The 24,885-nt window shown below is 70.2% G+C and carries 25 protein-coding genes; 9 read left to right on the plus strand and 16 right to left on the minus strand.

Going from position 1 to position 24,885, the window contains the following annotated elements:
- Positions 1 to 26 precede the first annotated feature (26 nt).
- Positions 27 to 944, plus strand: a complete 918-nt coding sequence (locus FB471_RS21440; RefSeq protein WP_246076514.1) for an endonuclease/exonuclease/phosphatase family protein — start codon at positions 27 to 29, stop codon at positions 942 to 944.
- Between the two features lie 160 nt (positions 945 to 1,104).
- Here FB471_RS21440 and FB471_RS21445 read toward each other — a convergent pair whose 3' ends face one another.
- The 3 genes from FB471_RS21445 to FB471_RS21455 all read right to left on the minus strand — a co-directional run bounded on the left by FB471_RS21445 (position 1,105) and on the right by FB471_RS21455 (position 3,874).
- Positions 1,105 to 1,929, minus strand: coding sequence for an SIR2 family NAD-dependent protein deacylase (locus FB471_RS21445; RefSeq protein ID WP_246076515.1), 825 nt, complete (start codon positions 1,927 to 1,929; stop codon positions 1,105 to 1,107).
- Positions 1,926 to 2,246, minus strand: coding sequence for an antibiotic biosynthesis monooxygenase family protein (locus FB471_RS21450; RefSeq protein WP_142000195.1), 321 nt, complete (start codon positions 2,244 to 2,246; stop codon positions 1,926 to 1,928). Before FB471_RS21450 ends, FB471_RS21445 begins: the two co-directional genes overlap by 4 nt.
- Before the next feature lie 191 nt (positions 2,247 to 2,437).
- Positions 2,438 to 3,874, minus strand: coding sequence for a M1 family metallopeptidase (locus FB471_RS21455; RefSeq protein ID WP_142000196.1), 1,437 nt, complete (start codon positions 3,872 to 3,874; stop codon positions 2,438 to 2,440).
- 13 nt (positions 3,875 to 3,887) lie between these two features.
- Between FB471_RS21455 and FB471_RS21460 the strand changes: the two genes are divergently transcribed.
- On the plus strand, positions 3,888 to 4,655 hold the full coding sequence (locus FB471_RS21460) for an alpha/beta fold hydrolase (RefSeq protein ID WP_142000197.1): 768 nt from the start codon (positions 3,888 to 3,890) through the stop codon (positions 4,653 to 4,655).
- Here FB471_RS21460 and FB471_RS21465 read toward each other — a convergent pair.
- The 4 genes from FB471_RS21465 to FB471_RS21480 all read right to left on the minus strand — a co-directional run bounded on the left by FB471_RS21465 (position 4,652) and on the right by FB471_RS21480 (position 8,461).
- Complete coding sequence (locus FB471_RS21465; RefSeq protein WP_142000198.1) at positions 4,652 to 5,698, minus strand: peptidoglycan recognition protein family protein; 1,047 nt, start codon at positions 5,696 to 5,698, stop codon at positions 4,652 to 4,654. The genes FB471_RS21460 and FB471_RS21465 overlap by 4 nt on opposite strands.
- A gap of 161 nt (positions 5,699 to 5,859) precedes the next feature.
- On the minus strand, positions 5,860 to 6,729 hold the full coding sequence (locus tag FB471_RS35540; RefSeq protein ID WP_425457109.1) for an HhH-GPD family protein: 870 nt from the start codon (positions 6,727 to 6,729) through the stop codon (positions 5,860 to 5,862).
- A gap of 43 nt (positions 6,730 to 6,772) precedes the next feature.
- A complete protein-coding gene (locus FB471_RS21475) occupies positions 6,773 to 7,264 on the minus strand; it encodes a beta-class carbonic anhydrase (RefSeq protein ID WP_142000200.1) in 492 nt (163 codons plus the stop codon).
- Positions 7,265 to 7,360: 96 nt separating this feature from the next.
- Complete coding sequence (locus FB471_RS21480; RefSeq protein WP_142000201.1) at positions 7,361 to 8,461, minus strand: LacI family DNA-binding transcriptional regulator; 1,101 nt, start codon at positions 8,459 to 8,461, stop codon at positions 7,361 to 7,363.
- A gap of 185 nt (positions 8,462 to 8,646) precedes the next feature.
- On the opposite strand from FB471_RS21480, the gene FB471_RS21485 reads away from it, so the two are divergent.
- From FB471_RS21485 to FB471_RS21495, 3 genes are read left to right on the plus strand one after another with little or no spacing between them, the layout of a single operon-like run.
- Entirely contained in the window at positions 8,647 to 9,669 is a 1,023-nt protein-coding gene (locus FB471_RS21485) for a metal ABC transporter solute-binding protein, Zn/Mn family (protein ID WP_142000202.1), read from the plus strand.
- A complete protein-coding gene (locus FB471_RS21490; protein ID WP_142000203.1) occupies positions 9,666 to 10,481 on the plus strand; it encodes a metal ABC transporter ATP-binding protein in 816 nt (271 codons plus the stop codon). The genes FB471_RS21485 and FB471_RS21490 overlap by 4 nt, the downstream gene beginning before the upstream one ends.
- 23 nt (positions 10,482 to 10,504) lie before the next feature.
- A complete protein-coding gene (locus FB471_RS21495) occupies positions 10,505 to 11,401 on the plus strand; it encodes a metal ABC transporter permease (RefSeq protein WP_142000204.1) in 897 nt (298 codons plus the stop codon).
- Here the strand turns inward: FB471_RS21495 and FB471_RS21500 are convergent.
- Genes FB471_RS21500 through FB471_RS21515 form a run of 4 tightly spaced genes read right to left on the minus strand, consistent with a single transcriptional unit; the run spans position 11,355 to position 16,367 of the window.
- Positions 11,355 to 12,656, minus strand: coding sequence for an alginate O-acetyltransferase AlgX-related protein (locus FB471_RS21500; RefSeq protein WP_342779455.1), 1,302 nt, complete (start codon positions 12,654 to 12,656; stop codon positions 11,355 to 11,357). The two genes, FB471_RS21495 and FB471_RS21500, sit on opposite strands and share 47 nt — an antisense overlap.
- 41 nt (positions 12,657 to 12,697) lie before the next feature.
- The gene (locus FB471_RS21505) at positions 12,698 to 13,864 is read right to left on the minus strand and encodes a DUF445 domain-containing protein (protein WP_142000205.1); all 1,167 of its coding nucleotides are present in this window, start codon (positions 13,862 to 13,864) and stop codon (positions 12,698 to 12,700) included.
- Positions 13,865 to 13,910: 46 nt separating this feature from the next.
- The gene (locus tag FB471_RS21510; RefSeq protein WP_425457110.1) at positions 13,911 to 15,137 is read right to left on the minus strand and encodes a DUF445 domain-containing protein; all 1,227 of its coding nucleotides are present in this window, start codon (positions 15,135 to 15,137) and stop codon (positions 13,911 to 13,913) included.
- A gap of 57 nt (positions 15,138 to 15,194) precedes the next feature.
- Positions 15,195 to 16,367: a DUF445 domain-containing protein gene (locus FB471_RS21515; protein WP_142002269.1), complete on the minus strand. Its 1,173-nt coding sequence runs from the start codon at positions 16,365 to 16,367 to the stop codon at positions 15,195 to 15,197.
- Positions 16,368 to 16,572: 205 nt separating this feature from the next.
- On the opposite strand from FB471_RS21515, the gene FB471_RS21520 reads away from it, so the two are divergent.
- The gene (locus FB471_RS21520; protein WP_142000206.1) at positions 16,573 to 17,451 is read left to right on the plus strand and encodes a coiled-coil domain-containing protein; all 879 of its coding nucleotides are present in this window, start codon (positions 16,573 to 16,575) and stop codon (positions 17,449 to 17,451) included.
- 153 nt (positions 17,452 to 17,604) lie between these two features.
- On the opposite strand, the gene FB471_RS21525 is transcribed toward FB471_RS21520, so the two are convergent.
- Both FB471_RS21525 and FB471_RS21530 read right to left on the minus strand, forming a co-directional pair.
- Complete coding sequence (locus FB471_RS21525) at positions 17,605 to 18,936, minus strand: peroxidase family protein (RefSeq protein WP_170220885.1); 1,332 nt, start codon at positions 18,934 to 18,936, stop codon at positions 17,605 to 17,607.
- Positions 18,937 to 19,242: 306 nt separating this feature from the next.
- Positions 19,243 to 20,433: a helix-turn-helix domain-containing protein gene (locus tag FB471_RS21530; protein WP_142000208.1), complete on the minus strand. Its 1,191-nt coding sequence runs from the start codon at positions 20,431 to 20,433 to the stop codon at positions 19,243 to 19,245.
- Positions 20,434 to 20,632: 199 nt separating this feature from the next.
- On the opposite strand from FB471_RS21530, the gene FB471_RS35545 reads away from it, so the two are divergent.
- Complete coding sequence (locus FB471_RS35545; RefSeq protein ID WP_142000209.1) at positions 20,633 to 20,935, plus strand: arylamine N-acetyltransferase; 303 nt, start codon at positions 20,633 to 20,635, stop codon at positions 20,933 to 20,935.
- On the opposite strand, the gene FB471_RS21540 is transcribed toward FB471_RS35545, so the two are convergent.
- The 3 genes from FB471_RS21540 to FB471_RS21550 form a co-directional block, all read right to left on the minus strand.
- A complete protein-coding gene (locus FB471_RS21540; RefSeq protein WP_170220886.1) occupies positions 20,929 to 21,177 on the minus strand; it encodes a hypothetical protein in 249 nt (82 codons plus the stop codon). The two genes, FB471_RS35545 and FB471_RS21540, sit on opposite strands and share 7 nt — an antisense overlap.
- Before the next feature lie 53 nt (positions 21,178 to 21,230).
- Positions 21,231 to 21,950 carry an ABC transporter permease gene (locus FB471_RS21545; RefSeq protein ID WP_142000211.1) on the minus strand — a complete coding sequence of 240 codons (720 nt, stop codon included), beginning with the start codon at positions 21,948 to 21,950 and terminating at the stop codon, positions 21,231 to 21,233.
- 96 nt (positions 21,951 to 22,046) lie between these two features.
- Positions 22,047 to 22,928 carry an ABC transporter ATP-binding protein gene (locus FB471_RS21550; protein WP_170220887.1) on the minus strand — a complete coding sequence of 294 codons (882 nt, stop codon included), beginning with the start codon at positions 22,926 to 22,928 and terminating at the stop codon, positions 22,047 to 22,049.
- A gap of 207 nt (positions 22,929 to 23,135) precedes the next feature.
- On the opposite strand from FB471_RS21550, the gene FB471_RS21555 reads away from it, so the two are divergent.
- The gene (locus FB471_RS21555) at positions 23,136 to 24,260 is read left to right on the plus strand and encodes a sensor histidine kinase (RefSeq protein ID WP_246076516.1); all 1,125 of its coding nucleotides are present in this window, start codon (positions 23,136 to 23,138) and stop codon (positions 24,258 to 24,260) included.
- A complete protein-coding gene (locus tag FB471_RS21560; RefSeq protein WP_142000213.1) occupies positions 24,257 to 24,859 on the plus strand; it encodes a response regulator transcription factor in 603 nt (200 codons plus the stop codon). Before FB471_RS21555 ends, FB471_RS21560 begins: the two co-directional genes overlap by 4 nt.
- The last annotated feature ends 26 nt before the right edge of the window (positions 24,860 to 24,885 follow it).

The raw sequence follows: 24,885 nt of genomic DNA on the forward strand, positions 1-24,885 counted from the left end.
CCACTCCGCGAACACGTGTTGTCACGGTGTTGCTACTTCTCGCCGCCTCCCCGCTCGTGATGCTGGCCGGATTCCGCGTGCTCGGGGTGGACGGCGGTAAGCACACCGCGTCCGCGCTGGCGTTGCTGCCCTATGCGGCGCTCGCCGGGTTCGTGCTCGGCGGGCTCGCGCTGCTGCTGCGCCGCTGGTGGACCGGTGCTGTCGTGCTGGCTCTCGCGGCCGGGCTGCTGGTGTCGCTGCTGCCGAGGCTGACTCCCGCCGCGCAACCGGTGGCCGCCGGACCCACACTGCGGGTGCTCGCGGTGAACCTGTACTACGGGCACGCGGACGCCGAGCGACTGGTCGAGCTGGTACGTGCGCACGAGGTCGATGTGCTCAACCTGCTCGAGCTGACCCCGGAAGCGGTGCCCCGGCTCGCCGAGGCCGGACTGTTCACGCCGCTGCCGTACCGGGTGCTGCGGCCTGGGCGGTCCGGCGCCGGCTCGGGGCTGGTTTCCCGGCACCCGTTGCGGCGGTTGGGACTGGCCCGGCCCGCCCTGCTGGCCCAGCCCAGCGCGCGGGTGAGCCTGCCGGGTGGCCGTGGGGTCGAGGTGGTCGCGGTGCACCCGGTGCCGCCGACGTACTCCTACCCGGACTGGCGGGACGCGCTGGCCGGGCTGCCCGCCACCGATCCGCGCGGCACGGCCCGGATACTGGCCGGTGACTTCAACGCCACGTTGGACCACGCCGCGTTTCGCCGGGTGCTCGGCGAGGGCTACCGGGACGCGGGGGAGGAGACCGGTTCCGGTCTCACCCCGACCTGGCCGGAAGGTCTCTTCCCGCCGCCGGTGACCATCGACCACGTCCTGGTGGACCAGCGGCTGGCCGTGCGCGACTACCGGGTGTTCGACGTGCCAGGCACCGACCACGACGCGGTGTACGCGCGGCTGCAACTACCGGCCTGATCGGCCGCAGGCCGGGTAACCTCGCCGGGTGCTCGATCCGCTTTCCCGGCCACCGCCGCAGTTGCCCGCCATGCTGCGGGCGCTGGCCGACCACGAGGTCGGCTGGGTGCTGGCAGGCTGTTCGTGAACTGGACTGAGCGGCTTGAGGTAAGTGCCGCGTTCAGCGCAGCAGCTCGGCTATGCGGGACAGCGCGTCCAGCGCCGGCAACGGAAGTTCGATACCCCGCCCGTGCCGCACCTCGGGCTCGCGGGGGTTGATCCGGATCAGCGCGCCGGTGCCCGCGCTGGCCAGCTCGGCCTGCCTGCGCACGGTCGGCACCGCGGTACCCGCGCCGAGTTCGAGCACCACGGCCGCCCGGTGGTCGCGCCGCCATTCCTGTAACCGGTCGAGTTGCCGCTGGCTGCGTTGCCCCAGCCAGTCGTAGTCACCGAACATCAGGATGTTCGGCCGGGCGAGGCCGCCGCACTCGGGGCAGGCCGGCAGTGGGCGCCGCGCCCGCATACTGGCCTCGTCCACCTCGACCTCGACGTCGCCGGCGGGCCAGATCTCCTCCCGGCACCGTTCCAGGCATTGCAGGTGGTGAATCGACCCGTGTACTTCGGCCACCCGGTCCGCGGGAAATCCCGCCCGCTGAAACTGACCGTCCACATTGGAGGTGAATACCCATGCTCCGCCCGCGGTGCGCGCGCCCCATTCGCGCAGCAGGTGGAAACCGTGGTGTGGCACGGTTTCCCGGTAAAGCCCGAGGCGGTGCCCGTAGAAACCCCACGCCAGCTCCGGATCGGAGGCGAAATGGTCCGGATCGGCCAGCTCGACGAAACTGATGCCCAGCCGCGCGTAGGGCGGGTACGCCCGCCAGAACCCCTCGTCCCCGCGGAAGTCCGGCAGGCCGGAGTCGACGCCCATCCCCGCGCCCGCGCACACCAGCAGCGCGTCGGCGCCCGCGATCAGCTCGGCGGCGCGGGCGAGTTCGGCCTCGCTCACGGGGTTTCCGGTGCCTGCTTCGGCTCGCTGCGTACCGCCACCTCGAACTCGAGCAGGCCGGAGCCGGTGCCCACCGGCTTGCCGTGCCCGCCGTGCGCCTCCTTGGCCGGTCCCGCCATCCAGGCCTGGAAGTGTTCCTCGGTCTCCCAGCGGGTGTAGGCGAAGTAGCGGGTTTCCCCCGCGACCGGGCGGAGCAGTTCGAACCCGAGGAAACCGGGCTCGGCGTCCAGCGCGCTCATCCGCGCCGCGAAGCGCTTCTCCAGCTCCGGCCCGGCCCCCTCGGGCACCTCGATAGCGTTGATCTTCACCACAGCCATGCGGTCAGGGTACGGCAGAGACGCTGCTCGGAGCTTGCGCCTGAACTGGACTTGGCCACCCGAACGAGTGGGGAACGCGCGCGGCGTAGCCCACGAGCGGGGAGGCGGGGCGTCTCACCTGCGGACGAGACGAGTGTGGTCCAGTCTGAGCCCCGCCGAGTCGATCGTGTCGCGCGTTTAGGAACAGGGACTCAGCCACCCAAGGATCCGGGAAACAACCGCGCCCTTCGCGGGATCCCGGTACCGCGGAACCAGGCAGCGAAGAACGCGTCCAGCTCCTGGCCCGAGATCTCGGTGACGAACCGTTCGAACTCCGGCCAGCTCGCGTTGCCTTCGCGGTGCTCGGCCGCCCATTCCGGGAGCACCCTCGCGAAGGCCTCCTCGCCGATCTTCCTGCGTAACGCGTGGATCGCCAGTGGGCCCTTGTCGTAGACGCCCTCGAACTCGTTGCCCGCTCCCATCTCGTGCAGCTTGGGCGACCAGAACTCGTCGTCGTTCCTGGTGCGCTCGACGATCCGGTGGAACCGGGCGTCCAGGTCCTCGCCCCGCTGCTCCTCGAGCCACAGCCACTGGGCGTAGCTGGCGAGGCATTCGTTGAGGCAGATGTCCGACCAGGACCGCACCGAAACCGAGTTGCCGTACCACTGGTGGGCAAGCTCGTGCACCACGGTCTCCAGGTCGGCCCACTCGGCGTAGACCGGCCTGCCCTGGGTCTCCAGCGAGAACCCGATCCGCTCGTCCAGGTAGATCCCGCCCGCCGCGCGCTGCGGGTACGGCCCGAACTTCCCGGCAAGGAAGCCGATGACCTCGCCGGTGCGCCGGCCGAGGTCCCGCTGCTCCTCGGCACCCGGCGCGTAGGCGTCCAGCACCGGGGTGCCGTCGGCCAGGTCGCGGCGCTCGAGGGTGAACCGGCCGATCGCCAGGGTGGTGAGGTAGCTCGCCACCGGGGTCCGCTCCTCCCAGGTCGTGGTGGTCCAGCCGTCCGCCGTGCGGGCACCGATCTCCCTGCCGATCGACACCGCGGTCCAGCCCTCCGGCACGGTGGCCTCCAGGCGGAAGGTGGCTTTGTCCCGCGGGGTCTCGTTGACCGGGTACCAGTACGCGGCGGAGTGTGGCTGGCCGAGTACGAACGCTTCGCCCGTTCCGGTGCGTTGCCAGCCGTTCGCGCCCAGCTGGCCCTCGCCTGCGGCCCGGGGTGCGCCGCCGTAGCGGATGCGCGCCTGGAAGGTCTCGGCTTCGGCGAGCGCCCGTGCCGGGCTGATCACCAGCTCGAACTCGCCCTCCCTGCGGAACTCCGCCGGCCGGCCGTTCACCCGCACCGACTCCACTTCGAACCCGCGCAGGTCGAGGTTGAACCGGCTGAGGTCCTTGGTCGCCGTCGCGGTGAGCACCGTGTCGCCGCGCAGCCGGTTGGCCGCGGGCTCGTAGCGGACCGAGACCTCGTAACCGAGGGCGTCGTAACCGCCGTTGCCATCGGCGGGGTAGTAGGGATCACCGGCGCCGGCGGCTCCGGGCGCCGGATCGGTACCGGTCTGCCGGGCGGGCGGCGCGGGCTCGCTCCCCGTGCACGCCACTAGGGTGCAGGTCAGACCGCACAGCAGCAGGGTTCGTATGCGGCCGTTGAGCATGGACGGAGCTTAGGTGGACAGGCGTGAGGACGTGGTTGAGTTCGGTGGCACCGGTCAGCCGATCGTGTTGCTGCACGGGCTGATGGGCCGGGCACGTACCTGGTGGTCGGTGGCGCGCTGGCTCACCGCGTACGGGCGGGTCCTCGGGCTGGACGCGCGCGGGCACGGGCGGTTGCGCCGGCCGGGTAGCTGGCGGACCGAGGAGTTCGTGGCCGATGTCGCCGAGGTGATCGGTGAGCTGGACGCCGGGCCCGCGGTGGTGATCGGGCACTCGATGGGCGGGCTGCACGCGTGGGTGCTCGCCGCGACCCATCCGGCGCTGGTGCGGGGGATCGTGGTCGAGGACATGGCTCCGGACCAGCGGGGGCGGACCGTCGATGCCTGGCGCGGTTACTTCGAGTCCTGGCCGGTGCCGTTCCAGTCCCTCGCGCATGTGCGGGAGTTCTTCGGCAGCACCGGGGACTACTTCGCGGAGTGCGTGGTCGAGCGGGCCGACGGTTATCACCTGATGGCCGATCTGGAGAACCTGTACCGGATCGCGGCCGAGTGGGGCCGCCGCGACTATTGGTCCTATGTGGATGGTGTCAAGTGTCCGGCGCTGGTGGTCGAGGCGGGGAACACCGCCATGCCCACCGGCCAGCAGACGGAGCTCGCCGCCCGCATTCCCGGCGGTGCCCGGCACGTACGCGTGGATGGTGCCGGGCACGTCGTGCACGATGACGCGCCCCACGAGTACCGCGGCGCCGTCGAGGCCTTCCTCTCCCACCTGCTCCACCGCTAGTTGGCGAGCAGGGGTTTCCAGTCCGGTGGGTGCAGGGTGGTGACGCGGGTGCCCGCGGTCTCGGTGAGTACGGCGGCGGCGCGGGCGGCCTCGCTGCCGGTTCCCGGGGCGGCCGTGGTGGTGAGCAGCGGCCAGAGATCGGCGCCGAGCAGGCCCCGCTCGTCGGCATGCGCACCCGCGTGGCAGGTGTGCCGGGCCACCCCGGCGGAACGGGCGAGTCGGTCCACGGCGGCGCCGGTCGCGGGCCCGAACACCCCGTCGGTGGGCACGTCACGCGCGCCCCGGGCCCGCAGCAGGTGCTGCGCCGCCAGCACCGGCCTTCCGGTGTCGCCGGGCTTGAGCAGCGGCCACTCAGGCGGATCGAGCACCGGCACGTCCAGCTCGTCGGCGACCGCCCCGCGTAGCTCGGGCAGCCTGGCGTAGAGGACGTCGCCAGGACACTGCGTGGAGTTGAAGTCGCGGTGACCCTTGATGTTCGCCGTGGACACCCCGTACTGGTCCGCCATGTAGGCCACCAGTTCGACCAGCGAGTCCCACAACGCCTGCGGGACGTCCACATCGACGTAGAGCCCCTCGTTCTCGATGCCGATGACCTCGCTGTTGTGCCCGCCGACGTTGGCGCCCTGCACGTGCCGGGCGCCGCCGCGCAGGATCTCCAGGCTGCGGTGCCTGCCCTCCGTGATGTAGCCGCCCCGGCTGTTGGTGAACTGCTGGCCGCTGTCGATCCAGCCGCGGGTGTCCATGTGGAAGTTCTGGATCGACCGCGACATCCAGAACGCCCGTTCCCTCGAGAAGTCGTCGGTGTTGCCGGGATCCACGGTGTGGTGCACCACGATGTAGGTCGGCCGGTGGTTCTCCACGGTGACCGGCCAGCGTGGCGGCCTGGCCTCCCAGTCATCGGTGCTGTAGATCAGTGGGGCGGGATAGCGGCCCCGCACCGCGGCGGCCGAGTGCCCCGGCAACCCGGCCAGCGCGGTGGCGGCGGTCAGCGTCAGCCCGCCCTTGAACAGGGACCTGCGGTCGAAACCGGGCCGGTCAGCCATGGCGATCTCCCTCGACAAGGGGCGAGCCGCATGCGGAGAGCCACCCGCCCAGATCGGCTTTATGAGGTTATGCGCAGATATTCATCAGCAGGGATGCACGCATGGACGGTAGCCCGAGGACACGCTCGGGACAACAGTTCACCAACTACGAGTGGAGCCGGTCAGTACTCACCCGGTAGGGCGAAGCGACCGTCCGGGGTCTGCTCGACCAGGCCGTCGACCAGCAGCGAGTCCAGGCACCGGTCCCGCTGGCCCGCCTTGGACCACACCAGGTCCAGCCGCTCCTTCGGCACCGGCTCCGCGGTGCCACGCAGCACGTCCAGCAGTAGCCCACGCACCTGGCGGTCGGTGCCCGCGAAGCGCTGCACCGGCTTGGCCGGACCGGTGTACGCGGGCCTGCCCGCGTGCTGCCAGGCGCAGTCCGCGTGCAACGGGCAGTCGGCGCAGCGGGGGCCACGGGCCACGCAGACCAGCGCGCCGAGCTCCATCAGGGCGGCGGAGAAGCTCGCCGCCGGTGCGTCCCGATCCGGCAGCAGTTCCTCCACGTCGGCGAGGTCCCTGGTGTTGGATGCCGGGCCCGCGTCACCCGCGCCGTGCACCGCCCTGGCGACCACCCGCCGGACGTTGGTGTCCACCACCGGCGCCCGCTTGCCGTAGCCGAAGGCGGCCACCGCGCGGGCGGTGTACACGCCGATCCCCGGCAGGGCCAGCAAGGTGTCGACGTCGGAGGGGACCACGTCCCCGTGGTCCCGGGCGATCACCTCGGCCGCGGCATGCAACCGCAGCGCGCGGCGCGGGTAGCCGAGCTTGCCCCAGGCACGCAGTACCTCGCCCTGCGCGGCGGCGGCCAGCGCGGAGGGGCGCGGCCAGCGCTCCAGCCACTCCTCCCACACCGGACGCACCCGCGCCACCGGGGTCTGCTGCAGCATGATCTCGCTGACCAGCACACCCCATGGTGTGCACTCCGCACGTCGCCACGGCAGGTCGCGACCCTGCTCGGCGAACCAGTCGATCAGGATGTCGGGGTCGATGGCCACCCGATCAGGGTAGGAGAGCGGGCGGGCGCTCCTCGCGTCAGGTGGCCTCGGTCAGCTTCCCGGTGTGCACGTCGTACACGAACCCGCGAACCAGGTCGGTATGCGGAACGAACGGGCTGCGCCGAACCCGCTCCACCGACTGCCGCACGCTGTCGTTGACGTCCCGGAACGCCTCGACCGCCCACGGTGGGCGCAGCCCGGTGGCGTCCTCCAGCTCGTCCTTGAAGCCGTCCTCGGTGACCAGGTTCAGCCCGCAGTCGGTGTGCTGCACGATGAGCACCTCGCGGGTGCCGAGCTTGCGCTGGCTGAGCGCGAGTGAGCGGATCATGTCGTCGGTGACCACACCCCCCGCGTTGCGCAGTACGTGCGACTCGCCCTGCAGAAGGCCGAAGATCTCGAACACCCTGATCCGGGCGTCCATGCAGGTCAGGATCGCGATGTGGAGTGAGGGCTGCGGAGTCGAACGGTCACCGGGTACGGCGTTGCCGAACTCGGCGTTGCGGCTGAGCAGTTCGTCGATCGCGGTCATGGCCACCTTCCGGTAGTCAGCTTCGATCACCTATTGGACCCGCGATCCACCAACCGGGCAACGCGGATGCCGCGAACATCACGGCGTGCGCGATCCTCACGGGCCGAACCAGAATTCCTCGGCGGTCCGCGGCGGCGCCGAGGTGGTGCCGAGACGCAGTTCGGTCGGCAGCGTGATGACCCTCGGGTTGACGTGGTCGTGCGCCGCGAGCAGTAACTGGCCCGCCGAGCGCCCCTTCTCCAGCACTGGTTGGTGCACTGTGGTCAACCCGGCGCGGGTGGCCTCGGCGATGCCGTCGAACCCGGTCACGGTGAGATCGGCAGGCACCCGCAGGTCCCGCCGTCCCGCCTCGGCCAGCGCCCCCAGCGCGAGGATGTCCGAGGTGCAGATCAGCGCCGTGACCTGCGGATGCGTATCGAGTAACTGGCGGGCGGCCGAGGCGCCGTCGTCCACGGTGTGCTCGAACCGTTCCACCACCGGAACCGTGGACCAGTCCACGCCGGCCGCCTGGAAGGTCTCGGCGAGCGCGGCCAGCCTGGTCCGCTGCACGTGGAAGTGCGCGTCGCACTGCCGTTCCCGGGAGACGAAGCCGTCGTTGCGATCCCGGGCCAGCCGCATGCACAGCACGCCGATCTGGCGGTGGCCCAGTTCGACAAGGTGGTTCGCCAGCCCGGTGATCGCGCTAGCGTCGTCCGGCCCGACGCGGTCGACCCCTTCGATGCGTGGCTGGTCGATGATCACCGTGGGCACCGGCCGGGACAGCACCGCGGCCAGGTGCGGGTCGTCGTCGGGGACGGAGTAGACGACGAACCCGTCCACCCCGGCCCTGTGCACGGCGGCGACCTCCTCCCGGCCGGGGCTCGCCGGCACCAGGTGCAGGCCGACGCCCGCGTCCTCGCAGGCCAGCGCCAGTCCCTCCAGCACGCCGACGGCGGCCGGGTCGCGGAAGGCGTAGGAGAGGTTCTCGGTGAGTAACAGGCCGACCGCCCCCGCCTTGCGGGTGCGCAGCGACCTGGCGACCGGGTCCGGTCCCGGGTACCCGAGCCTGCGCGCGGTTTCCAGCACACGGCGGCGCAGTTCGGGGGAGAGCTGGTCGGGCCGGTTGTAGGCGTTCGACACGGTGGTTCTGGACACGCCCAGCTCAGCGGCGAGCGACGCCAGCGTCGCCTGGCGCCTGGTTCGAATAGGCCGGCCCATGAACAAACCGTAACGGTTCAGAACTCATTGCAGAAGCCGCACCCGACGATGGTCGGCATTGATCACATTCCGCACACCGGGACACGGGCGGGCAGGGCGCGGTCCACCCGATGGGGTAAAGTGAATTCGACAACGGTTTCCATTAGCTACCCGTCGTGCCCCGAACCGCCCAGGAGTGCCCACCTATGACGATCCGACGCACCGGCCGCCTGCTCGGCGCCACCTCAGCCATCGCGGCCCTCGTGCTGGGACTTTCCGGCTGCGGGGGCGGAACCGATTCCGCCGAGAGCGGCAAGATAGCGGTGGTCGCCTCGACCAACGTGTGGGCGAGCGTGGTCACCGCGGTGGGCGGCGAGCACGTCTCGGTCACCTCGGTGATCGACGACCCGGCGGCCGATCCGCATGCCTACCAGGCGACCGCGGAGGATGCCGCGGACGTGCAGGACGCCGATCTCGTGCTCTACAACGGCGGCGGATACGACGAGTTCTTCACCCAGATGGCAGGTCAGGCCCCGGACGTCCGCGAGCTGGTCGCCTTCGACATCTCCGGCAAGGCCGGTGCGGAAGAGCACGGGGAAGAGCACTCGGAAGAGCACGGGGAGGAGCGGGGGGAAGAGCACGCGGAGCACGAGGAACCCGGCGAGCATCAGGACCACGGTGACGAGCACGGCCACGCCGGGGTGAACGAGCACGTCTGGTACGACCTCGCCACCGTGGGCAAGGTGGCCGACCAGGTCGCCACCCAACTCGGCGAGCTGCGCCCGGAGCAGCAGGCGACCTTCACCGGGAACGCCGCCGCCTTCCATGCCGAGCTGGACACGTTGTCCGGCCAGGTGGAAAGCCTCGCCACCGAGCAGCCGGGCGCCGAGGTGCTCGCCACCGCGCCGGTGGCGGACTACCTGCTGGAGGCCGCGGGGGCCACCGACGTGACCCCCGAGGACTTCCTCGAGGCCGTGGAGAGCGAGACGGATGTGCCGGTCGCCGCGCAGGAGCGGATGAACCGGCTGGTCTCCGGCGGGACCGTACGGGCCGTGGTGCACAACGTGCAGACCGAGAGCCCGGCCACCGAGCGGGTGGTGGCCGCGGCCGGTGAAGCCGGGGTGCCGGTGGTGGACGTGACCGAGACACTGCCGGAAGGGCAGAAGGGCTACATTGCGTGGATGGGCGAACAGGTCTCCGCACTGTCCGCGGCGCTGGGTACGCCATGACCCCGCCGGCCATCGAGGTCACCGGGGCCCGGCTCGCCTTCGGCCCCCGCACCCTGTGGTCCGGGCTCGATCTGGTGGTCGAGCCGGGTGAGTTCGTGGCCGTGCTGGGACCGAACGGCTCCGGTAAGACCAGCCTGCTGCGCGTGCTGCTCGGCCTCCAGCCGCTCACCGAGGGCTCGGTGCGGCTGGCCGGTCGTCCGCCCGGCCGGGCCAACCACCGGGTGGGCTACATCCCGCAGCAACGGGTGCTGGACGAGGGCCTCGCGCTGCGCGGCACCGACCTGGTCGGGCTCGGCCTGGACGGGCACCGCTGGGGGCCGGGGCTGCTGGGCATGGCGCGCCGGCGCCGCCGGGTCGCCGAGGCGCTCGACGCGGTCGGCGCGCAGTCCTACGCCAAGGCACCGGTCGGCACCCTCTCCGGCGGCGAGCAGCAGCGGCTGCGGGTCGCGCAGTCCCTCGTCGGCGACCCGGAGGTGCTGTTCTGCGACGAGCCGCTGCTGTCCCTGGACATCGCGCATCAGCGCGCGGTGAGCGAGCTGATCGACGCGCGCCGGCGGTCCGCGAACACGGCGGTGCTGTTCGTCACGCACGAGATCAACCCAATTTTGTCCTATGTGGACAAGGTGTTGTACCTGGTGAACGGCGCCTTCCGGATCGGTGCTCCGGACGAGGTGATGAACTCCACGGTGCTCTCCGAGCTGTATGCCACCCGGGTCGAGGTGTTCCGGGTCGGCGGCCAGATCCATGTCGCCGGTGCGCAGAGCGCGCTGTGCGAGGACGAACCGCATCACGTGGACGAACGCGCGTCCTGAACTGGCGAGCTGAATGAGCGAGCATGGATAAGTTCTTCGACCTCGAGCTGACCGCGCGACTGCTCGGCCTGGACTTCGTGCAGACGGCGCTGCTGGCCGCCGCGGTACTCGGCCTGGTCGCCGGCGTACTGGGCCCGCTGATCGTGCTGCGCAGGATGGCCTTCGCCGTGCACGGCACCGCCGAACTGGCGTTCACCGGCGCGGCGGCCGCGCTGCTGATCGGCGTCGGGGTGCAGTACGGCGCGCTGGTGGGCGCGGTGGTGGCCGCCGTGCTGTTCGGGGTGTTCGGCGGCCGGGAGTCCGATCGCGACTCGGTGATCGGGGTGATCCTCTCCTTCGGGCTCGGCGTCGGCGTGCTGCTGCTGTGGTACGTGCCGGAGCGCACCTCGAACCGGCTGGGCATCCTGGTGGGGCAGATCGTGGCGATCGACACGACCGACTTCACCCTGCTGGTCATCGCGGGCGCGGTCGTGCTGCTCGTGCTCGCGCTGATCTACCGGCCGTTGCTGTTCGCCAGTGTGGACCCCGGGGTCGCGATGGCCCGTGGGGTGCCGGTGCGCCTGCTCTCCCCGGTGTTCGCGGTGCTGGTGGGCGTATCCACCTCGCTCGGCGTGCAGATCGTCGGTGCGCTGCTGGTGGTCGCGCTGATGGTCACCCCGGCGGCGGCTGCGGCCAGGGTGACCGCGAGCCCGTGGCGGGCCACCCTGCTCGCGGTGCTCTTCGCCGAGGTCGCCGCAGTCGGCGGGATCGTGCTCTCGCTGGCGCCCGGCGCACCGGTGAGTTTCTTCGTCACCGCGATCTCGTTCGTCATCTACCTGGTCTGCCGGGTGATCTCGCATCGCCGCGCCCGCGCGGCCAGGGGTCGTACCGAGGTCAGCGAACCGGACGCGCGGCCATCGCCGCCCGCACCCGTTCGATGAAGGCGTCGTCCAGATACGGCAACCAGCCGCCGGCCACCGCGCGTTCCACGCTCTGCACGACGACGACCTCGGCGTCGACGAACTCCTGGACCACCGCGTCGAGGTGCTCGCTCATCGAAGGGTAGGCCAGCATCGTGAGATCGCTGAAGGCCGCGGGCAGGTAGCTGGACGAGGTGTTGACGAACGAGTCGCCGAAGATCAGCGTCGGTTTCTCCACCATGCCGGGCAGCGGAGCCCGCTTCGTGCGCACCGGAGTGTCGGTGTCCGGAATGTACGGGCCGTGGATGTTGGTCCGGCCGTCCGGTCGCAACTCGTAGCGCATGTTGGTCTTCTCTTCCCGCCTGCCGAGCACGGTCGGCAGGTCGGATGGCGCGGTGTAGGTGCCATCGGGCCGCGTCACCCATCCATCGGTGATGCCGGGGCGGATGGCCTCGGCGAGGCTACGGGTCAGCACGATCGACCCCTCGTCCCGCCAGTGCGTGTCGTTCGAAGCGTAGGCCGGCCGCCCGATCCGCTCCGCGGCCGAGGCCAGCGGCGGGCGCAGGTCGAGCGCGCGGCCCCGGCCGGTGAGCAGCCGCCAGAAGTCTCCTGCCACCGCTCGGGAGCACTCGCGGTACGGATACCGTTCCGGCAGATGCTGCGGCACCATCGTCGTCTTGTCCGGTGCGATGACGAACACGAACTGCCGCCCCGATGCCTCCACCGCTCGGCGCAGCTCGGTCATTCCGTGCACCGTCTCCCGCACCGGCCGTGCCGGTTCGCACTTCGCTTCCGAGTCGAGGCTGAGGTACAGCCACCCGTCCGTGCCCTCGACCACACGCCAGCCGCCACGCTCCCCGGTACCGGGGTCGGGCTGGTCGGTTTCCGGTTCGGGACGGGTTTCGCCGGGAAGCGGTCCCGCCGGCGGGCCGCCGCCCTGGTCCAGTGGGGCGGGTTCGCCGAAGACGGCTCTGCTGATGTCGTCCGCGGCCTGGATGGCCGTCGCGCGGAACACCAACTGGTCGGTGGCCCATCCCGGCAGGCCGGTGAACACGCCCCAGCCCTCGCTGATGCCGGGTAAGCCGGCCAGCGGGTGGTTCTCGATCTCCGAAGGCCGCCCGCCCAGCACCCACAGCATGGTCGGGGTCACGAAGAAGACCAGGGCGGACAGCAGTGCGGTGAGCTGCCGCCCACCGTGCCGCGGGCGGTGCAGCGCGTGCTCCCGTGGCAGCCACGCCTCGTGCACCGCGGGCAGCTCGCCTCGTTCCTCCACCACGTCCACACCGTAGAGGACGCCGTGGCCGGAATCAGCGGGAATCAGGGCAACAGCAGCAGGAGGTACAGCACACCACCGGCGGCGCCGAGCAGCCCGCCCGCCGTACCGAGCCAGCCGGAGTGCAGCCGGAACGCGGGCCGCAGCAGGCGCTCGTACTCGCCCGCGGGCAGCGCGCGCAGCCGTCGCTCGACCGTGCCCGCGACGTCGATCGCCTCGGTGAGGTAGCCCTCGGCATGCCGCGCGATGTCCGGCAGCTTGTGCGCAACCCGCCGCGCGGCCGCCCGCTTCATCTCCCGCAGCCGCTCCCCGCCGACTGTCAGCGCGACCACCGCGCGCTGCTCGCGGACCGCCGTGGCCACCGTGCGCTGGATCATCGCCAGCAGCCGGTCGGAGGGCGGGCCGCGCAGGACGGCCTCGATCAGGGTGGGCACGGTCAGCACCTCGCGGGCCACCAGCTCGCCGTACCGGCGGGGCACCTCGCCCCGCTCCCGCCTGGGCGCCACGGCCAGCCCGAGTGCGGGCACGGCGGCGACCACCCCGATCAGCACGGCGAAGGCGAGCAGCAGCAACGGCTGCCCGGTGGCCGCCAGCACGACGGCCTGCACGACCCCCAGCAGCAGGCCGAGCAGCAGGCCGAACCGGGCAAGGAACACGGTGTCCGCCCGCGTGGTCGAGCGGACCAGGTGGACCAGCAGGGCCCGGTCCCGGCTCAGCCGGTCCACCGCGAGCTGCCGCGCGTCCAGCACGGACTCGCCTGCCGTGGCCAGTTCGGCGAGCAGCCTGCGGACCAGGTCCGGTGCCGAGGCCTGCAACTGTTTGATCGTCAGCTCCTGCGCCATCGCGGGCAGCGCCTCCCACAGCCGCGGGTGGTACTCCTCGAGCACATCCCTCGCGATGTCGTCGATCGCGCGCAGCAGCGGCTGCTCGACCTCCCTGGTGAGCCGGTCGGGGTCGATGCCGGCGACAACCTCGCCTGGGGTGCGCAGGCCGGTGGTCACCGCCTCGCCGACCCGGGCCGCCACCCGGCCCGCATGCCGGGGTACGACGCCCTGCCAGCCAAGCGGCGGCCGGGTGCCGAGCGGTTCCAGCGGGCGCAGCAGGAGCCCCACGGCCAGCCGCGCGGCCAGGTAGCCGATGATCGCGCCGAGCGGCGGGAGCACGGCGTAGGCCGCCCAGTGCCGCGCGAGCTCGTCGAGGACGGCATCCATTCGCACCTCCTCACCCGCTCGGCTTTGGCCGCACAGTAACGCAGACCTAGTGCAGGAGCAGGAGCACCTGCAGCTCACCGACCAGGCCGCCGATGATCGCGCCCACCGCGATGAGCTTCCACTCGTCCTGCCGGAAGGCCGGGCGCAGCAGCCCCTCGAACTCCACCGGGGTGAGCTGCCGCATCCGGTCCACAATGGTGTTGCGCACATCGAGTGCGTTCACCGCGTACTCCTCGGCGTGCCGGATGGTCAGCGGGACCCGCTCGGCGGCCTTCTTCGCCGCGGCCCGCTTCATCTCCTGGAACCGGCGCGAGCCGACCGCGGCCGCCACCACCGGTTTCACCACGCTCGCCTGCTGGTCGACGGTGCGCTGCACCTCCCGCTGGATCAGCCCGAACAGCCGGTCCGACTTCGGGCCGCGCAGGATGGCCTCCAGCAGGTTCGGGATGGTGATGATCTCCGAGGCGATCATGTCGCCGTAGTCGGCTGCCACCTGGTGCCTGCGCCGCTGGAACACCCCCTGCCAGGTGTAGACGCCGAAGAACCGTTTCGGCTCCCGTGGCAGGAAGATCATTTTCAGCGCGAGCCAGTCGGTGAACCAGCCGATCAGCACCCCGAACACCGGCAGCACCAGCGGGGAGCGGGTGAGTGCCCACACCGCCAGTTGCACGATGCCGAGGGCGAACCCGAACCCGATGCCGGAGCGGGCGATGAACCGCATCTCCGGGCGGGAGATGTCCTTGATCAGCCGGTTCAGCAGCGCCTTGTCCCGGACCAGGTTGGTCACGACCATATGCTTGAGGTCGAGCACGTCGTCGATGTTGTACGAGATCTCGCGCATGATCTTGGCGATGGCCCGCGGCGCCTCCGCCTGTACCCGGTGCAGCAGCATCCGCTGGGCTCGTTCCGGCAGCGCCTCCCAGAGGTTCGGCTGGTACTGCTCCATCACCTCGCGGGTGACGTCCTCGACCACCCGCACCAGGGGTTGCTCGATCTCCTTGGCGAGCTGATGCGGGTCCAGCCGCGCGAAGATCTCCTTCGGATCCACCAGGTTGCGGGTCAGCATCTCGGTGGCGGTCGCGGCCATCCGCTCGGCGTTCGCCGGCAGCACCCCCTGCCAGCCGAGGAAGGGGCGGATCCCGACGAACTCCAGCGGGCGGAACATCATCTCGATGGCCACCCGCTTGGTGACGTAGCCGATCAGCGCCGCGATGAACGGCATGCTCGCGTAGACCTGCCAGTGGTCACGCACGTCCGCGACGATCGCGTCCACGTCCACCCCGGTCCTCCCTGCGCTTCGTGACATCCCCGGCAGAACCGTATCCGGGGGTCAGTGCAGCAGGATCAGTACCTGCAGCTCACCGATCAGGCCGCCGATCACGGCGCCGGTGAGGATGAGCTTCCACTCGTCCTGCCGGAACGCCGGGCGCAGGATGCCCTCGAACTCCACCGGGCTGAGCTGCTGCATCTTGTCCACGATGGTGTTGCGCACGTCGAGCGCGTCGGTGGCGTACCCCTCGACGTGCCGCATGGTGTCCGGCAGGTACTCGATCGCCTTCGTGGCCGCGGCCCGTTTCATCTCCTGGTACTGCCGGCCGCCGACGGTCAGCGCCACGATCGGTTTGACCGCACCTGCCTGCTGGTCGATGGTGCGCTGCACCTCCCGCGTGATCAGCTCGAACAGCCGGTCCGACCGTGGCCCGGTCAGCACCGCCTCCATGACGTTGGCGCCGGTGAGCACCTCGTCCGCGATCAGCCCGCCGTAGTCCACGGCCACCTGCCGGCGGCGCTTCTGGAAGAGGCCCTGCCAGCGGACCCCGAGGAACCGCCGTGGCCGGCGCGGGTAGAAGATCATCTTCAGCGCCAGCCAGTCGGTGACGAACCCGGTGAGGAACCCGAAAATCGGCATCATCAGCGGTTCCTTGGTCAGCGCCCAGGCCGCGATCTGCACCAGGCCGATCACGAACCCGAAGTAGATCCCGGAGCGCGCGATGAACCGCAGCTCGGGCTGGGCGACCTCCTTGATCAGCCGGCAGGTCAGCTCCTTGTCCCGGACCATGTTCGTGACCAGCATGTCCTTGACATCCAGGACGTCCTCGACATTGCCGGACAGCTCGCGCATCAGTTTGGCGACCACTTTCGGTGCCTGCGCGTGCACCTGATTGATCAACATCCGCTGGGCACGGGCGGGCAGTGCCTCCCACAGCCGAGGCTGGTGCTGCGCCATCACCTCGCGGGTGATGTCCTCCACCGCGCGTAACAGCGGCTGCTCCAGCTCCCGCACCATCCGGTCCGGGTCCAGCCGGGCGAAGATCTCCTTCGGGTCGAGCAGGTGGCCGGTCAGCAGGTCCACGGCGGTGGTGGCCATCCGCCGCGCGTTCGCCGGGATGACGCCCTGCCAGCCGAGGAAGGGGCGGATCCCGACGAACTCCAGCGGGCGGAACATCATCTCGATGGCCACCCGCTTGGTGACGTAGCCGATCAACGCGGCGATGAACGGCATGGTGGCGTAGACGTGCCAGTGTTCCGCGAGGTCATCGAGGACCGTCCGCACCTCCGATGCCACCCCTTCACGTCGTTTACCCACTGCCAACAGTGCAGGGTGCCATGTGCCCCGGGCGTCGTATGTTGATCACCCGGTTCGCGTCGGCAAAATGCAGCCGTTTGGCGGTATGGGATTCGGCGTGTTGACTCACTAAGGTTCCCGCATGGCCGCAGCCGACACGCCTGATCAGGCCCCCAACACCCCCCAGTTCGCCACCACTCTGCGTGGCTACAACCAACAACAGGTTGACGAGACCCTCAAGAAGCTCGCCGACGAGGTCAAGACCGCTAACCGCAGCCGGGACGAGGCGATGAACTCGGTCGCCGAGCTGACCAAGGCGCTGAACTACGCGCAGCAGGAGCTGGCCGAGACCAAGGCCGGTCTGTCCAGGATGGTCAACGACCCGGCCGGTCCCGCGGCGATGACCGAGCGCGTGCAGACCATGATGAGACTGGCCGAGGAGGAGATAGCCGAGCTCCGCACCAAGGCAGAGGAGGACGCCGACTCGACGAGGTCGGCGGCCGATGCCTATGCCGAGAAGACTCGCGAGGAGGCCCGGGCCGAGGCCGAGCGCCTGGACAAGGAGGCCGAGGAGCGCAGGAAGCAGCTCGACGAGGAGGCCGCGCGGCGCCGGACCGAGGCCGAGAAGGACACCGAGGAGGCACTGGCCGCCAAGCGCAAGGAGACCGAGGACGGCCTGGCCGCTCGGCAGCAGGAGACCGAGGAGGCCATCGCGGCCAGCAAGGCGGAGTCCGACCGGGTCATCGCCGAGCAGGAGGCGGCCGCGCAGGAGAAGGCGGCCGGGCTCGTCGCGGACGCCGAACGCCAGCTCGCCGAGGCCGAGCAGCAGCGGACCCAGGCGCTGGACCTGCGCCAGCAGGTGACCGACCGGCTGGCCGCGACGAACGCCGCGGTGCAGCAGGCCATGCAGGCCTTCGGCGTCGGCGCGGACCAGCAGGCCGCTGCCGAGTCCGCTGAGCCGTCCGAGGAGGGCGAGGGAGCCGAGAGCGCCGCGGCGAGCAAGTCCAAGCAGCCCGCCTGACCACACCGCTGATTCACCCCGCTGTTCACCAGGCGGGGTGAATCAGCTCCGCGGCGCGCTTGCGGACAACCCTGGCCGAGTGTCCCGTTCCGGGCGAGAGCCAATCGCCCGGAACGGGACACTCCCGGCAGTCACGCGGAGCGCGTGACGTGACTACTGGCCACGGCTGCCGGGGTCCACCCCGGCGAAGGTCAGCAGGTCGGCGAAGCCGAAGTCACCGTTCGGCCGGCCGGGCAGCGTGGGCCGCCAGGCCGGGTCCGCCGCGAGATAGGACTGCGGGTCGAGTTCCAGCAGCCCGAGGATCACCTCGCCGATCAGCCGGGCGCCGACACCCGCCAGCGAGATGCCGTCACCGAGCACCTCCGCCTCCTTGAGCACGTAGTACCACAGGGGTGTGCTGCGCTCCAGGCCCACACCGAACTGCCGGAGCTCGGTCAGCGCGTCCGGCTCGAGCTGCGGTATCCCCATCGCGCCGGCGATCGCCTGGCCGGATGGCAGGGACCAGGTCAGGTGGCGCAGCAGGTTGCGCTGCGGCAGCGCGGTCGGCGGGTCGCCGGTGGGGATGGCCGCGATCGGCAGCCGGAACAGCACGGTGGAGATCTTCGTGTCGATCCGCTTGTTCGGTTTCAGCTCGCCGTCGCGGAAGTCGAAGAAGGTCTGCCAGCCGATGAACCGGCGCGGGGCACGCGCGCCGCCGCGCAGGTCGACCGGGTCGCCCTGGCCCTGCCCCGCGGGGTCGAAGACGAACCCGAAGAATGGTTCGCCCTGATCGCCGGCCAGGTTGGCGCGGTATGACGGGCGCACCATGCTGTGCCCGAAGCGGTAGGCCGCGCCCTGGAACTCCACCGGCATGAAATGTTGGCCCGATGCCGGCCGGTAGAACCGTCTTCCATGCCGCAGCACGTCCTGGGTGATGCCGAAACCGATCACCTGGGGCAGGAATTCGTGCACGACGATCCACTGGTAGTGCCAGGTGACCAGCCGCCGTGCTCTTGCGAAGACCTGGTCGGCAGGCACGCCCTGGGAGCGCAGCCTGTCGACCATCCGGTTGTGGCAGAGCAGAAAAGCGGCCTGTATCCCGGAAACCATCAGGTTCTCGTCGTTTCGTGGGTCCGAGATGATGGCGATGCCGTCCGGGTCGCGCGGTAGGTCCTCGAACAGACCACCGCTTTCTACGAGGAATTTGTCGTTGTCCGTTGGGTCGTACAGGGTGGGATCCGCGATGGGGCCGCCACCGTATACCGAGTCGAGTTCCAGCGTGGGCGTGCGGGAATTGGGTGATTCCTCCGGGTCGACGGGTACGCCGAGTCGGGAGGAAAGATCGAACGTGAAATCATGGTCCATGAACTGACCGAAGAACGTGGTTCCCGCCGTGTGGAAGGGGTTGTCCACGTTGTTGGGGCTGAGTTCGGGATGGGTGATGAGTCGTATAGGTCCTTCCTCGAGTGGGTCCTTGGCGTCCATCAGCCCGCCCGGCTTGCCCATTTCCCGAAGCGCCTCCTGAACGGCAGGGGTAGCTTGCGCGAAAGGCGGCAGGTCGTCGAAGACTCGGCCGAAGAATCGCGGTGACGAGGGCGCGGCCGCGGCCGTTCCGGGTGTGAGAACGCTGGCCGCGGCTCCCGCCGTGACGCCACCGAGGAATCCGCGTCGGTTGACAACCGCGCAGCCTTGATCGTCAGTATGTTTCATGTCGGCCTCCGCGTTCGCGGGCAGGGAAAGGCGTTACTTGAAAATGCCCTGTTTGCTCGGCCTTCGCCAGGACCGGAATGACCTAAGGGTGACGCGAAAGTCCTAGGTGCCGGTCGGGGGCGAGACGAGTCCGAGCCGCCTGGCGAGTTCGAGGGCTGCGGTTCTGTTGTGTACCCGGAGCTTCGAGAACAGCTGCCGCTGGATACTTTGCACCGTCTTGATCGTGATGCCGAGCTCGTGCGCGGTCTGCCGGACGGAATGGCCGCGGCTGATCGAGTCGAGCACGTCCCGCTCGCGCGGCGTCAGTGTGGTCGGCGCGGCCGGATAGCTCTCGGCGAGCAGCGCCCGCACCGGATCACCGGTCGCGACCAGGTAACCGGCCGCGGTCAGCGCGATGGCGGCCGGTAGTCGCTCGGCGAGGCGGTCACCGGTGAGCGTGGCGCTGGCTCCGCGCAGCAGTGCACCGGCGACCGCGTTTCGGCCACGGAACGCGGGGTCGATCACGATGATCGGCGCCGCTTGTTGCTCGGCCGCCCGCCAGCAACTCTCCGTCGGCTCCACCAGGATCGTTACCGGCGGCCGCGCGGCGATGCCATGCGTGGACAGCACCCTGGCGACCTCGTCGTGCAGCGCGCCGGGCGGCCCGCCGAACAGCCCCTCGGCGGCGGGGCCGACACTCGCCCGCCACGCCAGCCCGAGCCTGCCGGCCTCGGCCGCCGCCTCGGTGCGGCTGTGTACCTCCAGCTTGGCGAAGATGCGTCGCTTGTGGTTGGTCACGGTATGCGGGCTGATCCCGAGCACGTCGGCGACCTCGACAACCGGGCACCCGGCGGAGATCAGTGCGAGGATCTCCAGTTCCCTGCCGCTCAGCCCGCCGCTCGCGGACCGTGAAGGCGGGCCGGTCCCGGCGCCCAGCAGCGCGGCCCGCAGTGTCGGCAGTCCATATCGGCTGCTGACCAGTCGGTCAGCACCGGCGCGGTGCAGGCGCAGCAGCTTGTGCGTGTCCAGCGAATGGTGCACGCCCACCACGTAGGTCCGTGGCCGGCACCGGCGCAGGTTGTCCAGCAAGCGGAGTTCGTCCGCGTCGGCGGACCGGATCTCCACCACCGCGAGGTGTGGTGAGCGCAGGGTGCACAACCGGAGCAGCTCCGGTCCACTGGTCACCGCGCCCGCCACCAGGTGGCCGGGCAGGGCCTGTACCCAGCTCGCGAGTGCGTCCCGCAGCAGGGCGTCCAGGCACCGCACGACCACTTTGCGCGGAGGGCGGTCCTGGTTGTTCATTGTGTCCGACATGAAGGATCCGTTTCCTGACGATCCCGCGCGCCCGTGGATACGTCGGATTTGTCCGAGAATAGGGGACCTGCATCCGTCAAGGTCTAGACCATACGGACCAATCTGTTACTGACCCGCCGGTTCCGCTTACCGATCGATGCCGGGGGATAGGGCAAACGCCCGCTCCGCGGTCCGGTGCCCTGGCCGCGGGCTCGAAGGTATGGCGACAACGAACACCCCGGCGGCACTGTGCGCGGCCGAAAAGCGTGGCCTGGAAGCGTACCTACGGCGCATCGGGCTGGAGCGGGAACTGCCCGCGGAACGGGCGACGTTGCGCGTCGTGCATCGTGCGCATGTCACGTCGATCCCGTTCGAGAACCTGGACATCCTGCTCGGCGCGGTGCCCGCGCTGGACATCGGCAGCGTGCGGGACAAGCTCGTCCGGACCGACCGCGGCGGCTACTGCCACGAGGTGCCGCGTGAGGTGTCCGGCATCGCCCCGCCCGCCGAGTTCGGTCAGTGACCGGATCGTCCGGTGTGGACCTCGGCGCGGGCCCGGCGCGCGGTCTCGAGCAGGTGTCGCCTGAGCTCGGCGCCGCCACCGGTGTGCGCGCACACCCATTCGAGTTCCTCGTGGAGAGTGGTGGCGAGTATGCCGGGATCGTCGGAGGAGACCACGAACGGGAGACCGGCGGAAAGGAACCGGTGCACCGGGTGGTGGGCGGGATCCGTGATACCCCGCGAGCGCCCGGTCGATACTGGCACCCGCCCCGCAACGGATTTCCGGCCCCCGCCACTCGTGTGGGAGGTGCGGGTCGTCATCGGCGGGGTTCCCAGCGGAAGAGCCGGGAGGCCAGGAGGACGGCGACGACGACCCAGGCCAGGGTGGGTGCGAGCAGGAGCAGGGAGTCGGTGACGGCGACGCCGCCGTTCCAGGCGTTGACGACGAGCTCGGTGGCCGACCCGCCGGGTAGCAGGCGTTTGAGCAGCGTGAGGTCCTCGGTGCCGGCGATACCGGCCCAGCTGGCGACGGCGATGACGCCGAGGCTGACGGGCAGCGTGGTGACCTGGGCATGTTCGGGGGAGTTGGTCAGTCCCGCCGTGGCCAGCCCCAGGCCGATCATCATGCTCACCGTGGCCAGGACGGCCACCGCGAGCAGGCCGATGTTGTCCGGCTCGTCGGCAACCACGCCCAGCACCGTCATGGTCACGGCCACCTGGATCAGTGCGATGACCGTGACCGGCAGCACCAGCCCGGTCAGGATGCCCGCGTCACCGGCGGAGGTGGAGCGCAGCCGCTTGAGGAACAGGTTCTGCCTGCGCGCGGCCAGCGTGGTGACCGAGCTGGCGTAGAGCCCGAACGCGCACACGGTGAACAGCACGATCGCCGCGATGTAGCCGAGGCTGGCCAGCTTGGCGAATGTCTCGTGCTGGTAGACGAAGAACGCGCTGACCGCGACGGGCATCACGAAGCTGGTGATCAGCACCGAGCGGTTGCGGAAGATCTGGATCAGCTCACTGAGCGCGATCGCGAGCATGGCTGAGGTGTCCTTTCCGGAGGGAGTGTGGTCCAGGAGCCGTTGAAGACGGTGCCTGCGCAAAGGTGATGCGGGGCGCGCCTTGTCAGACACTGCCTAGTTGTCGATGGCGCGGAACACGTCGTCGAGCCGGGTCGGGCCCGCTTCGAGCTCGCGCAGCTCCACCGCGTGCTCCTGCGCCCATCGGAGCAGGGTGAACAGGTCGTGCTGCAGGTGATGGGTCTCGATCAGGAACCTCCCTTCGCTCTCGCGCCTGCCCCGCAGCGGCAGCGCGGGCGCCGAAGGCGGAAGGGCGAACCGGATCACCGCGGGCAGCGCCCGCGTCAGCTCGGCGACGGTGCCCTCCTGGTGGAACGCTCCCTTGTGCAGCAGTCCGATGCGGTCGGCGCGTTGCTGCGCCTCCTCCAGGTAGTGCGTGGTGAGCACGATCGTGGACCCGTCCTCGCGTAGCTTGTCCACCGCGTCCCACAACGCGTCCCGGGACTGGATGTCCAAACCGGTCGTGGGTTCGTCCAGGAAGATCAGCTCCGGCGCGCCGTACACCGTGGTGGCGAAGTCCAGCCGCCGCTTCTCACCGCCGGAGAGCCGCGACACCCTTGTAGCGGCCTTGCGCGTGAGATCCACGATGCTGAGCACCCGCTCGACCCGGTCCGTGCGCTGGGTCAGCTTCCCGATCAGCCGGATCGACTCCCGTACCGTCAGATCCGGGGAGAACCCGCTCTCCTGCAGCATGATGCCCATCTTGGGCCGCACGGCGGACCGGTCCCGCGGGCTCCATCCGAGCACCCTCACCGTGCCCGACGTCGGCGCCCGGTGGCCTTCGAGGGTCTCCATGGTCGAAGTCTTGCCGGCCCCGTTCGTGCCGAGCAGGGCGTAGAACTCGCCCCTCCGCACCTGAAAGGACAGATCCTGCACAGCGTGGAAGTCACCGTACCTGACGTTCAAACGTTCCACGTCGATCACTGGTGTCGAGGTCATGCCGTTGATCTCAACGGCAAGGGCATACTCCTGCCAGTGCGACCACGTCATCACTTCGCCGTGACATTCCTTGGGGTGAACGTATGACGCGGTGTCACTGGTGCACCCCACCGCACCGGGACGATACTGGGCAGCGGACTCTGCCGCTCGAACCCGGAGACTCGCCTATGGACACCAGCCCACCGCGCGATGCCGCCGACCGTCGACATGGCTGAGGACACCGAACCGGCGTGGGGCACGCTGCGCAGGCTCAACCTCACCATGTTTCTCCCGCTGCTCGCCGTCGCCGGGGCGCTGGTGGTGGCGGTCGCCGCCCGGTCGTGGTGGCAGGCTCTCGTCCTGAGCGCGAGCGTGGTGGCGGTCCTGGTGGTCTTCGTGCGGTGGGCGGCAGGCGACGTCCTGCGCGTCGCGCTCCCCTGCCTGGTCGTCACCGCCGCCGTGTGGCCCTTCTCCGTACTGGTGGCCGGCAGCGGCGCGGCCTTCTTCGCGCTCTGCTGCGTGGGCTCCTTCGTCATCCCCCAGCTGTCGCGCCACCGGGGCGCGGCGGCTGTCGCGCTCGCCACCTACGTCGCCACGGTGGGGGCGGGGAGGTTGCTGGTGTCGCACGAGGACGTCCCCGGTGTCCTGTTCCAGTACGTTCTCGTCCCCACCGGCGTCACCGTGGTGGCGGTCGGGCTCATGTTCCCCAACAAGCGGTTCTACGACGTCGTCACGGAGCTGGAGGAGGCACGGGAGCGGGAAGCGGAGCTGGCCGTCACCCGCGAGCGTGTCCGGTTCGCCGGCGACCTGCACGACATCCAGGGCCACACCCTCCATGTGGTGAAGCTCAAGACCGCGCTCGCCCGGAAGCTGGTGGACAGCGACACCGAACGAGCCAAGCAGGAGCTGCACGAGATCCACGAGCTCGTCAGCGACACCATCACCCAGACCAAGGAACTCGCCTACGCGCAGCGCAGGCTCAACCTCTCCGCCGAGCTGGAGAACGCGAGGAACCTCTTCGAGGCCGCGGGCATCCACGTGCGTGTCAACCGCGAAGCCGACGTCGCCCCTGGCGCGAGCGAGCTGCTCGGCCAGGTCCTCCGCGAGACGACCACGAACATCCTGCGGCACGCCCAGGCGACCCGGGTGCGGATCACCCTGTCCGAACGGAGTATCACCATCGTCAACGACGGCGCCCAGCGAACCCCGCTGCCCGAGCTGCGCGGCCTGGCCGCCCTCGAACAACGCGTCGCCGCCGACGGAGGCGAACTGACGGTCGAGCAGGACAACGGCCAGTTCCGGACAGCCGCGGGATTCCCGCGTCACGTTGAAGAAGCACAGGAGAACCGATGACCACCGTGGTGCTCGCCGACGACGAGGCCTTGCTCCGCAAGGCCATGGCCGCACTGCTCCCGCTCGAGGGCGAGATCACCGTGCTCGCCGAAGCGGCGAACGGCGAGGAAGCCGTCCAGGCCACCCTGCGACACGAGCCCGACGTGCTCGTCATCGACCTCGAGATGCCCGGCGTGGACGGTCTCGGCGCCGTCGCGGAGATCCACCGCACCCGGCCGAACCAGGTCATCCTCATGCTGACCCGTCACGCCAAACCCGGAGTACTCCGCAAAGCCCTCAAACTCGGAGTCCAGGGCTTCGTCAGCAAGTCCGCCGAACCCGCGCACATCACCTCGGTCATCACCGCCCTGCACGAAGGCAGGCGCTGGGTCGACCCGGACGTCTCCGCGCTCGCCGTGGTCGACGACTGCCCCCTCACCGACCGCGAGCTCGATGTGCTGCGCGCGACCGGCAACGGGTACTCCGTCGCCGATATCGCCACCCAGCTCCACCTCGCGCAAGGCACGGTACGCAACTACCTTTCCAACGCCATGCAGAAAACCCAGACGCAGAACCGGCACGAAGCGGCCAGATACGCACGCGAGCACGACTGGCTGTAAGGCCCGGCCCGCCACCTGGCGCGACC

It is taken from the genome of Amycolatopsis cihanbeyliensis (genome assembly GCF_006715045.1).
Classification (GTDB): Bacteria; Actinomycetota; Actinomycetes; order Mycobacteriales; family Pseudonocardiaceae; genus Amycolatopsis; species Amycolatopsis cihanbeyliensis.

Bases quoted from the DNA above. Each gene is read 5' to 3' on its own strand.
- FB471_RS21515 (WP_142002269.1), bottom strand. From the start codon at position 16,367: ATGCCGTTCATCGCCGCGTTGATCGGCTACGTCACCAAGCGGGTGGCC.
- FB471_RS21555 (WP_246076516.1), top strand. From the start codon at position 23,136: ATGGCTGAGGACACCGAACCGGCGTGGGGCACGCTGCGCAGGCTCAAC.
- FB471_RS21505 (WP_142000205.1), bottom strand. From the start codon at position 13,864: ATGGATGCCGTCCTCGACGAGCTCGCGCGGCACTGGGCGGCCTACGCC.
- FB471_RS21545 (WP_142000211.1), bottom strand. From the start codon at position 21,950: ATGCTCGCGATCGCGCTCAGTGAGCTGATCCAGATCTTCCGCAACCGC.
- FB471_RS21480 (WP_142000201.1), bottom strand. From the start codon at position 8,461: ATGGGCCGGCCTATTCGAACCAGGCGCCAGGCGACGCTGGCGTCGCTC.
- FB471_RS21490 (WP_142000203.1), top strand. From the start codon at position 9,666: ATGACCCCGCCGGCCATCGAGGTCACCGGGGCCCGGCTCGCCTTCGGC.
- FB471_RS35545 (WP_142000209.1), top strand. From the start codon at position 20,633: ATGGCGACAACGAACACCCCGGCGGCACTGTGCGCGGCCGAAAAGCGT.
- FB471_RS21475 (WP_142000200.1), bottom strand. From the start codon at position 7,264: ATGACCGCGATCGACGAACTGCTCAGCCGCAACGCCGAGTTCGGCAAC.
- FB471_RS21455 (WP_142000196.1), bottom strand. From the start codon at position 3,874: ATGCTCAACGGCCGCATACGAACCCTGCTGCTGTGCGGTCTGACCTGC.
- FB471_RS21450 (WP_142000195.1), bottom strand. From the start codon at position 2,246: ATGGCTGTGGTGAAGATCAACGCTATCGAGGTGCCCGAGGGGGCCGGG.
- FB471_RS21525 (WP_170220885.1), bottom strand. From the start codon at position 18,936: ATGGGCAAGCCGGGCGGGCTGATGGACGCCAAGGACCCACTCGAGGAA.
- FB471_RS21550 (WP_170220887.1), bottom strand. From the start codon at position 22,928: ATGACCTCGACACCAGTGATCGACGTGGAACGTTTGAACGTCAGGTAC.
- FB471_RS21495 (WP_142000204.1), top strand. From the start codon at position 10,505: ATGGATAAGTTCTTCGACCTCGAGCTGACCGCGCGACTGCTCGGCCTG.
- FB471_RS21520 (WP_142000206.1), top strand. From the start codon at position 16,573: ATGGCCGCAGCCGACACGCCTGATCAGGCCCCCAACACCCCCCAGTTC.
- FB471_RS21485 (WP_142000202.1), top strand. From the start codon at position 8,647: ATGACGATCCGACGCACCGGCCGCCTGCTCGGCGCCACCTCAGCCATC.
- FB471_RS21465 (WP_142000198.1), bottom strand. From the start codon at position 5,698: ATGGCTGACCGGCCCGGTTTCGACCGCAGGTCCCTGTTCAAGGGCGGG.
- FB471_RS21530 (WP_142000208.1), bottom strand. From the start codon at position 20,433: ATGTCGGACACAATGAACAACCAGGACCGCCCTCCGCGCAAAGTGGTC.
- FB471_RS21560 (WP_142000213.1), top strand. From the start codon at position 24,257: ATGACCACCGTGGTGCTCGCCGACGACGAGGCCTTGCTCCGCAAGGCC.